The organism is Streptomyces sp. A0958 (genome assembly GCF_004795035.1).
In the GTDB taxonomy this organism is placed as follows: domain Bacteria; phylum Actinomycetota; class Actinomycetes; order Streptomycetales; family Streptomycetaceae; genus Streptomyces.
Genome location: NZ_SSBK01000027.1, coordinates 1 through 13,588, shown reverse-complemented (window position 1 = coordinate 13,588; position 13,588 = coordinate 1). Strand labels below are relative to the sequence as shown.

Annotated in this window: 11 protein-coding genes; 5 read left to right on the top strand and 6 right to left on the bottom strand. The window is 73.0% G+C overall.

Annotated features, from left to right (window positions below; genetic code table 11):
- Nucleotides 1-53 precede the first annotated feature (53 nt).
- A complete protein-coding gene (locus E6P78_RS23665; protein ID WP_136205644.1) occupies nucleotides 54-1,490 on the top strand; it encodes a sialidase family protein in 1,437 nt (478 codons plus the stop codon).
- A gap of 124 nt (nucleotides 1,491-1,614) precedes the next feature.
- Here E6P78_RS23665 and E6P78_RS23660 read toward each other — a convergent pair whose 3' ends face one another.
- Nucleotides 1,615-2,301 (bottom strand): FadR/GntR family transcriptional regulator, encoded by a 687-nt coding sequence (locus tag E6P78_RS23660; protein ID WP_136205643.1) that lies wholly within the window; start codon nucleotides 2,299-2,301, stop codon nucleotides 1,615-1,617.
- A gap of 150 nt (nucleotides 2,302-2,451) precedes the next feature.
- On the opposite strand from E6P78_RS23660, the gene E6P78_RS23655 reads away from it, so the two are divergent.
- From E6P78_RS23655 to E6P78_RS23640, 4 genes are read left to right on the top strand one after another with little or no spacing between them, the layout of a single operon-like run.
- A complete protein-coding gene (locus E6P78_RS23655) occupies nucleotides 2,452-3,411 on the top strand; it encodes a dihydrodipicolinate synthase family protein (RefSeq protein ID WP_136205642.1) in 960 nt (319 codons plus the stop codon).
- Nucleotides 3,408-4,358, top strand: a complete 951-nt coding sequence (locus tag E6P78_RS23650) for an ROK family protein (protein WP_136205641.1) — start codon at nucleotides 3,408-3,410, stop codon at nucleotides 4,356-4,358. Before E6P78_RS23655 ends, E6P78_RS23650 begins: the two co-directional genes overlap by 4 nt.
- Complete coding sequence (locus E6P78_RS23645) at nucleotides 4,355-5,035, top strand: putative N-acetylmannosamine-6-phosphate 2-epimerase (protein WP_136205640.1); 681 nt, start codon at nucleotides 4,355-4,357, stop codon at nucleotides 5,033-5,035. Before E6P78_RS23650 ends, E6P78_RS23645 begins: the two co-directional genes overlap by 4 nt.
- A gap of 60 nt (nucleotides 5,036-5,095) precedes the next feature.
- Nucleotides 5,096-6,553 (top strand): sialate:H+ symport family MFS transporter, encoded by a 1,458-nt coding sequence (locus E6P78_RS23640; protein ID WP_136205639.1) that lies wholly within the window; start codon nucleotides 5,096-5,098, stop codon nucleotides 6,551-6,553.
- Between the two features lie 56 nt (nucleotides 6,554-6,609).
- On the opposite strand, the gene E6P78_RS23635 is transcribed toward E6P78_RS23640, so the two are convergent.
- From E6P78_RS23635 to E6P78_RS23615, 5 genes are all read right to left on the bottom strand, one after another.
- Nucleotides 6,610-7,836 (bottom strand): acetyl-CoA C-acetyltransferase, encoded by a 1,227-nt coding sequence (locus E6P78_RS23635; RefSeq protein WP_136205638.1) that lies wholly within the window; start codon nucleotides 7,834-7,836, stop codon nucleotides 6,610-6,612.
- Nucleotides 7,837-7,986: 150 nt separating this feature from the next.
- The gene (locus E6P78_RS23630; protein WP_168712688.1) at nucleotides 7,987-10,191 is read right to left on the bottom strand and encodes a radical SAM protein; all 2,205 of its coding nucleotides are present in this window, start codon (nucleotides 10,189-10,191) and stop codon (nucleotides 7,987-7,989) included.
- The gene (locus E6P78_RS23625) at nucleotides 10,188-11,564 is read right to left on the bottom strand and encodes an MFS transporter (RefSeq protein ID WP_240799351.1); all 1,377 of its coding nucleotides are present in this window, start codon (nucleotides 11,562-11,564) and stop codon (nucleotides 10,188-10,190) included. The genes E6P78_RS23630 and E6P78_RS23625 overlap by 4 nt, the downstream gene beginning before the upstream one ends.
- Nucleotides 11,565-11,590: 26 nt before the next feature.
- Nucleotides 11,591-12,184: a flavoprotein gene (locus E6P78_RS23620; RefSeq protein WP_136205637.1), complete on the bottom strand. Its 594-nt coding sequence runs from the start codon at nucleotides 12,182-12,184 to the stop codon at nucleotides 11,591-11,593.
- Nucleotides 12,184-13,588 (bottom strand): radical SAM protein (locus E6P78_RS23615; RefSeq protein WP_240799350.1); only part of this gene is annotated, 1,405 nt, incomplete at its 5' end. The genes E6P78_RS23620 and E6P78_RS23615, both read right to left, overlap by 1 nt.

Below are 13,588 nucleotides of genomic sequence, written 5' to 3'. Positions count from 1 at the left end.
AGCAATCTCCCACCCTTCGAGAAGCACCAACCTTCCGAGAAGAGAGATCGTCCATGCAGCGAACCGTCCCTGTCGCACTGATCGGCGCCACCCTCATGGTGGTCGCCGCGACCGGTACCGCGCAGGCCGCCACGCCCGCCCCCGGCACGCTCACGTCCCAGGACCTGACCGTCGACGGAGTCGGCTCCCCCCACTACCGCATCCCCGCCCTGACCACGTCGAACAAGGGCACCCTGCTCGCCGCGTACGACGCCCGCCCCACCCTGGGCGACCTCCCCTCCAACATCGGCGTCGTGCTGCGCCGCAGCACCGACGGCGGTACGACCTGGCAGGCGCAGCAGGTGGTCCGCAAGGACGCCGCCCCCAAGGGCTACGGGGACCCGAGCCTGCTCGTCGACCGCACGACCGGCCGCATCTTCCTGTTCTACGCGGCAGGCGAGAACCAGGGCTTCTTCGGCTCGGCCACCGGCAACGACGAGAGCGACCCGAACGTCCTGCAGGCGGACTACAGCTACTCCGACGACGACGGGCTCACCTGGACCCACCGCCGGATCACCAAGCAGATCAAGAACCCGGCCTGGGGCGGCATGTTCGCGGCGTCGGGCGAGGGCATCCAGCTGCGCAACGGCGCCCACAAGGGCCGGCTGATCCAGCAGTACGCCATCCGCAACAACGGCGCCAACTACGCGGTCAGCGCGTACAGCGACGACCACGGCGAGACCTGGAAGACGGGCACGCCGGTCGGTCCGGGCGGCGACGAGAACAAGACCGTCGAGCTGAACGACGGCCGGATCATGCTCAACAACCGCTCGGCGCCCTACCGGACGATCGCGTACTCCTCGGACGGCGGGGTGACGTACACCCCGTTCGTCCAGGACACCCAGCTCCCCGACCCCGCGAACAACGGCTCGATCATGCGCTACGCCCCCGACGCGCCGGCCTCGAACCCCCAGTCCTCCTGGCTGCTGTTCAGCAACACCGAGGCCACGTCGCGGAAGAACCTCACGGTCAAGATGTCCTGCGACAACGGGAAGACCTGGCCGATCAAGAAGGTGGTCGACCCGGGCGCCGCGGCCTACTCGACGCTGACCCGGCTGCCGGACGGCCGGCTCGGCCTGCTGTACGAGCGGGGCAACGCCGAGCACATCACGTACGACTCCTTCGACCTGAAGTGGCTCGGCGGGACCTGCGCGGACATCACCATCACCCCGCCGGCCACTCTGAAGGCCGGCACCACCGCGGAGGTGACGGTCCGGGTCGTCAACCGGATGGACGTCACCCGCAGCGCGGGCACGGTCGAGCTGAGCGTGCCGAGCGGCTGGACGACCAGGCAGGTGGCGTTCCCGGCGACGCGTCCGGGCGAGGGCGCCAACATCAAGGTGCCGGTCACGATCCCGGCCGCCGCGTCGGGCGCCGCGACGCTGACCGCGACGTTCCGGTCGGACGGCAAAACGGCGTCGGGCAGCAGGACGGTGACGGTCACGCCGTAACCGGGAGGGCCGGGACGGGTCCGTGGGCCGCCGGGAAGGGCGGCGCACGGACCCGTCCCCTCCGGGCGGCCTGGGCCGGCCCCGCCTCACGCCGCCCGGCCTCACGGGTCGGTCTGCCCGGCCCTCAGCCGACTTCGAGCCGGTCGCGGATGCCGTCGAAGTGGGTGCGCATGGCCCGGACCGCGCGTTCGCCGTCGGCCGCCGCGACCGCCTCCACGATCTCCCGGTGCTGGGAGCAGGTGACCGACGGGTCCTGGTGGCCGTCGTCGAAGTCCTCGCGCACCCGGTCCATCGCCGCCCAGAACGCGTCGAGCACCTCGCTGAGCAGGTGGTTGTCGAGCGAGGCGTACAGGGCGAGGTGGAAGGCGCGGTCCGTGGCGCGGGCGACCCGGCCGCCGCCGGCCTCCGCCTCCATCTTCGCGACGAGCGCGCGCAGCACGTCGATGTCCTCGTCCGGGACGCCAGCCGCGACGGCCCCTACGAGCCCGGCCTCCAGCGCCTCGCGCACCTTCATCAGCTCGGCCAGGCCCGGCTCGCCCTGGCGGTGGCGGACGGCCGCGCGGAAGGCCAGGCCCTCGGCGAACGGCGACAGGGAGAGCGAGCCCACGAAGGTGCCGTAGCCCCGGCGGATCTCCACGACGTTGACCGCCTGGAGCGATTTCAGGGCCTCGCGCACGGAGACCCGGCCGGCCTCGAAGAGGTCCATCAGCTCGCTCTCCGTGGGCAGCGCGTCGCCCGGCGCGAGGCGGCGCTCCAGGATGAGTTCCTTGATCCTGCGCTCGATGTCCTGAGCCATGGTGGGCCGCGCCACAACGTCCTCCCGAGGTGCCGTTGCCCCTTGACCGGTCGCAGGAGCATCTGATTAAGGTGAAGCAGACATAGGACATCTTACGTCTCACGTCTCGATCCGGGTAGCCGTTCGGCCCCGGACCGGCATCCCGATCAGCTGGAGCCTTCCACCATGTCTCTGACCGCACCGCTGCGCGGCGTCGTCCCGCCGGTCTGCACCCCGCTCGACTCCCGCGGGGAGGTCGACACCGCCTCCCTCGCCCGGCTCGTCGAGCACCTCATCGGCGCAGGCGTGCACGGTCTGTTCGCGCTCGGGTCCACCAGCGAGGTCGCCTACCTCACCGACGAGCAGCGCGGCACGGTCCTGGAGACCGTCGTCAACGCCACCGACGGCCGCGTCCCGGTCCTCGCCGGGGTCATCGACACCACCACCGCCCGGGTCGCCGAGCACGCCGGGACCGCCGCCGCGCTGGGCGCGGACGCCCTGGTCGCGACCGCGCCCTTCTACACCCGCACCCACCCCAAGGAGATCGCCGGGCACTTCCGCCGGCTGCGCGCCGAGGTGGACCTGCCGCTGTTCGCGTACGACATCCCGGTCGCCGTGCACAGCAAGCTCTCCGCGGCCCTGGTCCGCGAGCTGGCCGAGGACGGCACGCTGGCCGGCCTCAAGGACAGCAGCGGCGACGAGGGCGGACTGCGCCGGATGGTGGTCGAGCTCGGCGGCCGCGAGGGCCGCGCGCAGGGCCCGGTCCCGGACTTCAGCATCCTCACCGGTTCCGAACTGACCGTGGACGCGGCCCTGCTGGCCGGCGCCGACGGCGTCGTCCCGGGCATCGGCAACGTGGACCCGGCCGGTTACGTACGGCTCTACGACGCCGCGCGCGCCGGGGACTGGACGCTGGCCGCGAAGGAGCAGGAGCGGCTGGTCGAGCTGTTCGCGATGGTCGACGCCGGTCCGGAGGCGGACATGGGCCGCAGCTCCTCGGCGCTCGGCTCGTTCAAGGCGGCGCTCCAGCTGCTGGGGATCATCGAGTGCGGCGACACCGTCTTCCCGCAGATCCAGCTGTCCGCGGAGTCCGTCGCGTTCGTCTCCGGGCGGCTGCGCGACGCCGGTCTGCCGCCGGTCCGATGACGGCTCCCATGCGGCGCCCGGTCGTCGGCCTGGACCTGGGCGGTACGAAGATCGCCGCCGCGCTGTTCGGCGCGGACGGCACGGTCGTGGCCCGGCACAGCCGGCCCACCCCGGCCCGCGACGGCGCGGCGGCGGTGCTCGACGCGCTCGCGGCGGCCGCCGCGGAGGTCGACCCGGGCCGCACCGCGACCGTGCTCGGCATCGCGGCGGCCGGTGTGATCGACCCCCGTACCGGCATGGTCACCAGCGCCACGGACTCCATCCGCGGCTGGGCCGGCACCCCGCTGGGCGTCGGCCTGGCGAACCGCACCGGGTACGCGGTGGCCTGCGACAACGACGTACGCGCCACCGCGGGGCCCGAACTCGACGCGCTGAGCGCCGAGGGGAACGGCCACGCCTCGCTGCTCTTCGCGGCCATCGGCACCGGGGTCGGCGGCGCGATCGCCGTCGACGGGCGGATGCTGCACGGCGCGTCCGGCATCGCCGGGCACCTCGGCCATCTGCCGAGCCCCGAGGCGGCCGGGCTGCCCTGCACCTGCGGGGCCACCGGCCATCTGGAGGTCATCGCCTCCGGGCCGGGCATCGCCGCCCACTACGCCCGGCTGACCGGTGCCCCCGTGGACCGTCTGGAGACCGTCGCCGCGCGCGCCGCCGAGGGCGACGCCGACGCCGTCACCGCCATCACCACCGGCGCGGCGGCCGCCGGCCACGTCCTCGGCGGGCTCGCCAACGCGCTCGGCCCCGACCGGGTCGTCGTCGGCGGCGGCGTCCCGCGCATCGGCCCGCTGTACGAGGACGCGCTGCGGGCCGCGTTCGCCGCGGAGCTGATGGGGCCGCTGCGCGGGCTCGTCCCGCGCGCCCCGCTGTTCGGCCACGACGCCGCCGTGCTCGGCGCGGCCGCCCTCACCACCACCCTTCCCCTCCACCACCCGGGAGCCCTCCGATGAGCGCACAGGAACTGGCCACCACTCTCCAGGGCAAGCTGATCGTGTCCTGCCAGGCGCCCCCCGGCGACCCGATGCGCGAGACCTCCACCCTGGTGCGGCTCGCTCAGTCGGCCGTGGCCGGCGGCGGCGCGGCGATCCGCGCCAACGAGCCCGAGGTCGTCGCCGCGATCACGGCCGCCGTCGACCTGCCGGTCATCGGCCTGTGGAAGGACGGCGACGTCGGGGTGTACATCACGCCGACCGTCCGGCACGCCCTGGCGGTCGCCGAGGCCGGCGCGGCCGTCGTCGCCGCGGACGCCACCGACCGGCCGCGCCCCGACGGCTCGACGTTCGCCGAGCTGGTCGAGGCGGTCCACGCGGCCGGCGCCCTCGTCATGGCCGACGTCTCCACCCTCGCCGAGGGCGTCACCGCCGCCGGGCTCGGCGCGGACTTCGTCTCCACGACCCTGTCCGGCTACGTCCCCGGGCAGCCGAAGCAGACCGGCCCCGACCTCGACCTGGTCGCCGCCCTCGCCGCCGCCGTCGACGTACCCGTCGTCGCCGAAGGCCGCATCAACACCCCCGAGGACGCCGCCGAGGCCCTGGCGCGCGGCGCGCACAGCGTCGTCGTCGGCACCGCCATCACCGCTCCGACGGCCCTGACCGCCCGCTTCGTCGCGGGTATCGCCCGGCCCTGATCCCCCACCACGCGGGGCGGCTGTTCAACGACGAGCGCCGTCCCGCATCCTGGAGTCACCGTGCACACCACCACACCCCCCACGCCCCCCTGGTACCGCCAGGTGAGCCGCACCCAGTGGAAGTCGTTCTTCGCCGCCTGGATCGGCTACGTACTCGACGGCTTCGACTTCGTGCTGATCACCCTGGTCCTGACCGAGATCAGTGACGATTTCGGGCTGAGCACGATGCAGGCGGCCAGCCTGATCTCCGGCGCGTTCATCACCCGCTGGCTCGGCGGTGCCGTGCTCGGCGCCCTCGGCGACCGCTACGGACGCAAGCTGTCGATGGTGGCGAGCATCCTGCTGTACTCGGTGGGCACCTTCGCCTGCGGGTTCGCGTGGAACTACACCAGCCTGTTCGCCGCCCGGCTGGCCATCGGCATGGGCATGGCCGGTGAGTACAGCGCCAGCTCCACGTACGTCATGGAGAGCTGGCCGGCCGGTCTGCGCAACCGGGCCAGCGGCTTCCTGATCTCGGGTTTCTCGGTGGGTTCGGTGCTGGCCGCCCAGGTGTACGACTGGGTGGTGCCCTCGCTCGGCTGGCGCTGGATGTTCTACCTCGGCCTGATCCCGATCGCCATCGCGCTGTGGATGCGCAGGGCGCTGCCGGAGGCGGAGGAGTGGACGGAGTCCGTCGCGGACGAGGGCGCGAAGCCCAACCCGTTCCGGCCGCTGTTCCTGACCCCGCGCCGGGCCACCGCCAACACGGTCCTGGTGGTTGTCGCCACGCTCTCGCTGTTCCTCGTCTTCACCCCGGGCGGCGCGGGCATGGTGCCGGTGCTCTCGGTGGTCGCCGGTCTCTCGCTCGCCGCGCTCGCCGTGCAGCTGGGCGGGAAGCGCGGCTGGGTGCTGTACCTGTCGATGATCGTGACGCTGTTCTTCGCGTTCCTGTACTCGTGGCCGATCCAGGCCCTGCTGCCGACGTACCTGAAGACGGAGCTGGGCTACACCACGAGCCAGGTCACCGACGTGCTGTACTTCGCGGGCTTCGGCACCATGGTCGGCTGCTGGATGGCCGGCTTCCTCGGCGACTGGATCGGTACGAAGAAGGCGTACGCGCTGACGCTGCTGGCCTCGCTCGCCTTCGTCTACCCGGTCTTCGCGGTGGAGAACAACCTGCTGCTGCTCGGCATCCTCCTCTTCCTGCTCCAGGCGACGAGCTTCGGCATCTCCGGCCTGCTCCCCCGCTACATCGGCGGCCACTTCCCGACCCGCAGCCGGGGCGCCGCGCTCGGCTTCACGTACAACGTGGGCGCTCTCGGCGGGGCGGTCGCCCCGGTGCTCGGGGCCCATCTCGCCTCCGGGATGGACCTGGGCCAGGCGCTGGCCGTGCTGACGTTCGCGGGCACGGTGATCGTGGTCCTGCTGGTCGGCCTCGACGTACCGGCCCGGCTGAACCGGCTGGCCGACCCGGACGCCGAGGACGACCACCTGGCGGCGGGGCCGGTGGCGGCCGAGCCGGTCGCCGTGAAGCGGTAGCGCCGACCGGTCCGTAGCGCTGCCGGGGCCGTGGTCCCGGCAGCGCTACGGCGGTCTCAGGCCGCGACGCGTTCGAAGACCGCGGCGAGGCCCTGGCCGCCGCCGATGCACATGGTCTCCAGGCCGTAGCGCGCCTCGCGGCGGTGCAGTTCCCTGGTGAGCGTGGCGAGGATACGGGCGCCGGTGGCGCCGACGGGGTGGCCCAGCGATACGCCGGAGCCGTTCACGTTGATCCGCTCCCCGTGGTCCTTCTCGCCGAGGCCCAGCTCCCGGGTGCAGGCCAGCACCTGGGCGGCGAACGCCTCGTTGAGCTCGATCAGGTCGAGGTCGGCGAGCGTGAGTCCGGCGCGGCCGAGTGCGGCGCGGGTTGCGGGGACGGGGCCGAGGCCCATGGTGGCGGCGGGGACTCCGGCCCGGGCGAAGGAGACCAGCCGCACCAGCGGGGTGAGGCCGAGGCGTTCGGCGGTCTGGGCGCTCGTGACCAGGCAGGCGGCCGCCGCGTCGTTCTGGCCGCTGGCGTTGCCCGCGGTGACGGTGGCCTCCGGGTCGGTCTCGACCATGACCGGGCGAAGCGCGGCGAGCTGTTCCGCGGTGGTGTCGGGGCGGGGGTGCTCGTCGGCGGTGACCACCGTCTCGGCCTTCCTGGTCCGCACCGTGACGGGGACGGTCTCGGCCGCGTACCGGCCCTCGGCCGCCGCCCGGCCGGCCCGCCGCTGCGAGCGCAGGGCCAGCGCGTCCTGGTCGGCGCGGCTGATTCCGTACGCGCGGCGCAGGTTCTCGGCGGTCTCGATCATGCCGCCGGGTACGGGGTGGTTGACGCCGCCCGCGGTGACCCGGCCCCGGGCGAGCGCGTCGTGGAGCTGGAGGCCGGGGCCCTTGATGCCCCAGCGCCCGTCGTGCGTGTAGTAGGGGGCGGCGCTCATCACGTCGACGCCGCCGGCGATGACGACCTCGCTGAATCCGGCGCGGATCTGCATGGCCGCGTCCAGGACCGCCTGGAGCCCGGAGCCGCAGCGGCGGTCGGTCTGGATGCCGGTGACCGTCTGCGGGAGCCCGGCGTCCAGGGCGGCGACCCGGCCGATGGCGGGGGCTTCGGCCGAGGGGTAGGAGTGGCCGAGGATCACCTCGTCCACCCGGTCGGGGTCGATCCCGGTGCGGGCGACGACCTCGGCGATGACGCGGGCGGCGAGGGCGGCCGGCTTCTGCCCGGCGAACACCCCGCCGTAGCGGCCGATGGGGGTGCGCAGGGGTTCGCAGATCACGACATCGAGGGGGTCGGGCACGGCGGGGGCCTTCCGGGGGCGGCGGGGCGACTGTGGACAAGGGTCCGGCACGACCCTCGCACCCGGTGACCGAGCCGGTCCAATACCCAGTTTCCCTGGATTCGAGACGCCCGGCGTCTCAATCGGCCGGCTCGGCCGCCCCGGACGGCCTCAGACGCGGGCCTGCGTCGCGAGCATCAGGCGCAGGGCGCGGGTCACGGCGTTGTCCGCGGCGAAGTCCACCCCGGCGGGCACCTCGACGAGGCCGCCGTGGGCGAGGACGAGGACCCCGCAGGAACCGGGGCGGGCCGTTCCGGTCCCGTCCAGCCAGTCCCCGTACGCGCCCGACGTGGTGTCCAGGTGCGCCCTGCTCCTGCGGCTCACCTCCGCCATCAGGTCGTCGACGCCGACCAGTTCGTCGACGGAGGCGAACGGGATGCTCACCACCGGCTCCTCGACCAGGCGGACCCGGGGCTCCTCCTCGCGGCCGGGGCCCTCGGCCGGCGGTTCGGGCAGCAGTCCCCGGCCGAAGCGCGCGTAGTACAGCAGGCTGTGGGCGGAGTCGATGCCGCCGACGAAGGGCCGGTCGAAGCTGACCTTGCGGTTGCCCGTGACGTACTCGCGCGGGATGCGGTCGTCCTCCGGCTCCGGCCAGTGCACCTCGCCCGTCTGCCGGTCCCGCCAGGGGACGTAGCGCCGGATGTCGTCGGACGCGGACAGCGGCAACAGCTCGACGCCGAAGCGGCCGGGCTCCTTGGCCACGATGGAGCCGGGTGTCAGCGAGAACACGCCGATGCCAGAGGTGGTCCACAGCTTCTCGTGGTGCTGGAGGAACTCGTACGTCGCCAGCGCCTCGTCCCGGGTCTCGGTGGGGAAGCCGGTGAAGCCCATCATCTGGGCGGCGATGCCGTTGCGCGCCAGCTCGGCCAGGACGTCCGGGACCAGGTCGATCTTGACGCCCTTGTCGATGAGGTCGAGGACCCGCTGGGTGCCGGACTCGTAGCCGAAGGAGACCGCGACGCAGCCGGAGGCCGCGAGGAGCTCCCCGACGGCGCGCTCCGGGAAGGTGCGCTCCAGGCGCAGCTCGGCGGCCCACCGCAGGTCTAGGGAGGATTCCACGAGGGCGGCGGCGAGGGTGCGCAGATAGCGGGGGGACATGGCGTCCACGGCGAAGTACAGGGTCCTGGCGTAGCGGCCGGCCTCCCGCAGGTCCTCCAGCACGGCGGCGACGGGGCGTTCGCGCGAGGGCGAGGTCGGCCGGTCGGTGTTCAGGCCGTAGTCGCAGAAGGTGCACTTGTTCCAGTAGCAGCCCCGGGTCGGGCTGTAGAGGATGACCGGCTCGGGCGCCCAGTACCGCTCCCAGTCCCATACGTCGTACGCCGGGGAGGCGAGCGTCGCCACGCTGCCGTAGGCGATGTCCGGGTCCGGCCGGGTGCGGGTCATGACCCCGCCGATGCCCTCGAAGGCGTCGCCGTCCCTGACCGCGCCGTTCCCGACGGCGTCGAGGATGCCGATGAGGGCGGTCTCGCCCTCGCCGGGGACGATCAGGTCGGCGTCCTGGAAGATCCGCCAGGCGGCCGCCGGCTCCGGGGCGTACTTGACGACGTCGCCGACCTCGGTGCCGCCGAAGACGATCACCGTGTCCGGGAGCACGGTCCGGATCAGGCGGGCCATCCTGAGCGCGACGGGCAGCTGGCTGACGTAGTTGACCGAGAGGCCCACCACGGCCCAGGGGCGTTCGCGCAGCCTGGGGACGAACTCGTCGGCGAAGTAGCCCTCGAAGGGCCGGGCCACGGCCGCCGGGACCTCCGGGTCGGACAGGTCCCGCGTGCTGCACAGGTTGACGGCGGCCTTCACCCGCATGGAGAAGCCGTCCGCCGTGCCGGGCGGCATCTCCAGGGCGAGCAGCTCCCACCAGCGGCTCATCACCGCGACCGCCTGGGCGTAGGTCGGGAGGTGGTAGAAGTGCTCGGGGTCCTGGAACACGGCGATCGCGTCGCGCGCCGATGTGGCGGTCAGGCCCTCGGCGGCCAGCGCCTGCCGGTAGCGGATCTCGTCGTGGCGGCGGGGGGCGGCGGACCTGGCCTCGATCTCGGCGCGCAGGCTGCGGGCCACCGTGAGCGCGGCGCCGAAGCGTGCGGGGTCGGCGAGGTAGGTGAAGGCGTCGAGATTGGCGTCCACGCAGGCGTACTCGGTGTGGCCGGCCGCCCTGGCGGCGCCCACGAGGTACGGGATCGAGTGGTAGGCGGTCGTCGGGTCGGTCACCGGCGGGTTGATCAGCAGGTACGCGGTGTTGCCGGTGCCCCGGCCCGCCCGCGGGCCGTGGTCCGGTTCGCCCTCGAACCGCGGCATGCCCAACGGGACGAACACGCTCATCGCTGTGACTCCTGACTGTTGTCCTGCCGTGGATGCGTGGAGCGGGCGGCCGGCACGCCGGGTGCGGGCCCGGCGGCCGGGGCTGCGGCCGGTACGGGGACCGGCGGGGCGTACTCGGTGTCGGCGCGGTGGTCACGGAAGGCGCGCTGTGTGAGCGCGCCCAGGACGGACAGGGCGATGGCCGCGCCCGCCACCGGGAAGAACGGGGCCGCCCCGAGGTGGCGGACCCCGAGGCCGGCCACCGCGACGGAGATCGGGAAGGTGCCCATCACGGCCAGCATGACCAGGCTCATGACCCGGCCGATGAGCGCGGACGGCGCCCAGACCTGGAGCATCGTCACCACGACGATGTTCTGCCAGCCGCTGGCCAGGGCGTAGACGCAGACGCAGACCGCGGCGCCGACCAGGCCCCCGGCGTACGGGACGGCGCCCAGGGCGATGCCCATGACGACCGCGAGCGTGGCGAACAGATAGGCGGGCGACTCCACCGGACGGCTGCGGGCGGCGACCAGGGAGCCGGCCAGACCGCCCAGGCTCAGGCAGGTCAACAGCACGCCGTAGCCGGTGGCGCCCATGCTGTGGTGGGCGAGTTCGGGCAGGGCCACCTCGATGGTGCCGTTGAAGGCCAGGTTGCAGATCAGGGCGACGAGCAGGACGACGTGCAGCAGCCGTCCGTGGCGCAGGAGTTCGACGAAGGACGTCTCGCGGGCGGGGGCTTCGCCTTCGGCGGGACCGTCCTGCTCGGCCGCGTCCGCCGCGGCTTCCGCGCCGGTGCGTATCCGGGCGAGCACCAGCCCCGACACCAGGAAGGACACGGCGTCGACCGTGAGCGCCGGGCCCGCGTCGAAGACGGCCACCAGGGCGCCGCCCGCGGTGGGTCCGAGGAGCCCACCGACCTGGTTGACCATGGTCGACAGGGCGTTGCCCCGGCCGAGGTCCTCCTTGCGCAGCAGGGCCGGCAGGAGGGTGTACGAGGCGGGGATGAACATGCCGGAGCAGGCACCCAGGACGACGGCGATGGGGGCGAGCTGGCCCAGTGTCGGTGTCCCGGTCGAGGCGAGCACGGCGAGGGTGCCGACGGCTATGGCCCGGACCAGGTCGGCCATGAGCATGACCCGCCGGCCGCCGATCCGGTCGGCCACCACGCCGCCCAGCGGAATCGTGACGACGCGGGGGATGCCGTAGCAGGCCAGGACCGTGCCGAGCAGGACCGGGCCGCCGTCGCCGGAGAGGATCAGCCACGGCAGCGCGACGGCGTAGCAGTAGTCGCCGACCGTCGAGGAGAGCTGCCCGGCGAGCAGCAGCCGGAAGCCGCGCACCGACATCGGTCCGCTCGCCAGTGCCGTACGGAGCCTGTGTCCGGCTGCTGCCACGTCTCCTCCTTCTGCTGGGTGGGTGCTCAGCCGCCGAGCGGGCCGACCGGCATGTCCAGGAACTCGCCGATCACCGCGGTCACGGTGGTGGGCGGCGGCAGCCCGAGGTTCTTGCGTACGTCGCCCGCGGCGATCTGCCAGGCGGGGGCGAGCACCGGGTCCACGACGGCGTGGCCGTCAGCGCGCAGCCGGTCCACGTTGCGGCGGACGGCGGGGCGCTCCCACATCAGGCTGTTCATGCTCGGGAAGAACACCACCGGGCGCTCATGGGCGAGCAGTGCGGAGCTGAGGAGTCCGGAGGCGAGTCCGTTGGCGGCCTGGCCGAGCATGTTGGCGGTGGCGGGCAGGACGACGAACCGGTCCGCCCAGACGGCGGGGGCGACATGGCCGGTCGTCAGTTCGTCCTCGCCGTCGCAGTAGACGTCCCGGCACAGCAGCCGCATGGTCGCGGCCGGGACGAGCGCGGCGGCGGAGCGGGTCATGGCCATACGGATCTCGACGCCGGGTCCGAGGCCGGTGCGCAGGGCCATGAGGTACTGCGGAACCGCGAGTACGTTGCCGGAGCCGCACACCCCGATGAGCAGCCGGCGCGGGGTGTCCGGGCCGGTCTGCGCCGTCATCACCGGGCTCCGGCGGGTTCACCGGCCACGTCGCGCAGGCCGCATTGGGCGGCGATGAGATCGAGTCTGTCCTGGACGTTGTACTTGTAGCCGGGGCAGGGCGGATGACCCTCCTGCCAGGCCTTGGGGCAGGAGCCGCCGCAGGTGGGCATGAAGACACAGCTCTTGCACCAGGTGGTGCCCTCGGCGATCTCGTCGTTCCAGCCGTCGAAGGGGCCCAGCGGCCGGATCGGTTCGGTGCCCGCCCGGTCGATGTGCGTCAGCGCGAGGGTGCGCTCGGCCTCGGGGACGAGGGGGTACTCGCTGCACGAGAAGATGTTGCCGGTGCTGCTGATGATCTCGGACGAGCGGGTCGTGGCGGGGCAGAGGACCTTCCGCACGGTGGTCGGCAGCAGCTGCGTGTGCAGCCCGTGCTCGGCGAGCAGCCTGAGCCACCCCGTCTCGCGTTCGGCGAACGCGTGCTTGGACACCTCGATCGCCGATACGTCGTTTCCCCACGAGTGGACGGGAAGGATCGAGAAGGAGACGCGGGGATGGCTGAAACCCAGCTCCGCCATCAGCTCGACATAGCGGGGGACGGCGTCCTGGTTGTGCACATCGACATTCGTTCGGAGCGCGAAATGGGTGGTGCCGAGATCCGGTTCGTCGAGTACGGAACGCACGGCGCGCACGATGTTCCAGAAAGATCCGCGGCCGCTTTTCAGTGGCCGGTGTTCATTGTGTATTTCCGGCGGCCCGTCGATCGTGATCTCGAAATGGGTGACCCCGCAGGAGCGGATGAGCGTGTTGATTTTCGCGGGGGTGAGGAGGGAGCCGTTGGTGACGATCACCGAGGAATAGGCGACCCCGTGCTCGGCGGCGGCGGCGACGAACCGGGGGGCCAGGTCGCGGATGACCGCGTAGCCCATCATCGGTTCGGCCCCGAACCAGTCGATGCGGGCGCTGCGGGTCTCCGGGGCGGTCACGGCGCGCAGCACGCGGTCGCGGACCCGGCTGCGGTGGGTGTGGGACAGGCCGCCTCGGGTGTGCTCCTGGCCGCAGTAGGCGCAGCCCATGTTGCAGTAGGAGGTCGGCAACAGGGCGATGTGCACCGCCGAACGGTCCGCCGACGCGCGCCGGTTGCGGTCGAGTACGGCGGACAGCTCGTCCTCGCCGGCCGGTACGAGCAGCTGGGCCGTGCGCAGGGCGCCGGTCCAGGCCGGGGTGAGCGCGGCGGCGTCGCCGGCCTCCAGTGCCCGGGCGGTGGGGAGGTCCACCGCGACGGTGCTCGCGGTGCGGGTGCTGTAGGCGAGCCGTACCGGTACGCCGGTGGTGTCGGCGTACGCACGGTCGCTCAGCACCAGGTATCTGCTGACTTGGTCCATCATCACGCTCCCACTGGGTGTCCGGGCGGACGGCGGTCCG

Excerpts from the sequence above, each read along its gene's own strand:
- E6P78_RS23650 (WP_136205641.1), top strand. The coding sequence starts at position 3,408 with ATGACGGCTCCCATGCGGCGCCCGGTCGTCGGCCTGGACCTGGGCGGT.
- E6P78_RS23645 (WP_136205640.1), top strand. The coding sequence starts at position 4,355 with ATGAGCGCACAGGAACTGGCCACCACTCTCCAGGGCAAGCTGATCGTG.
- E6P78_RS23630 (WP_168712688.1), bottom strand. The coding sequence starts at position 10,191 with ATGAGCGTGTTCGTCCCGTTGGGCATGCCGCGGTTCGAGGGCGAACCG.
- E6P78_RS23655 (WP_136205642.1), top strand. The coding sequence starts at position 2,452 with ATGTCTCTGACCGCACCGCTGCGCGGCGTCGTCCCGCCGGTCTGCACC.
- E6P78_RS23665 (WP_136205644.1), top strand. The coding sequence starts at position 54 with ATGCAGCGAACCGTCCCTGTCGCACTGATCGGCGCCACCCTCATGGTG.
- E6P78_RS23620 (WP_136205637.1), bottom strand. The coding sequence starts at position 12,184 with ATGACGGCGCAGACCGGCCCGGACACCCCGCGCCGGCTGCTCATCGGG.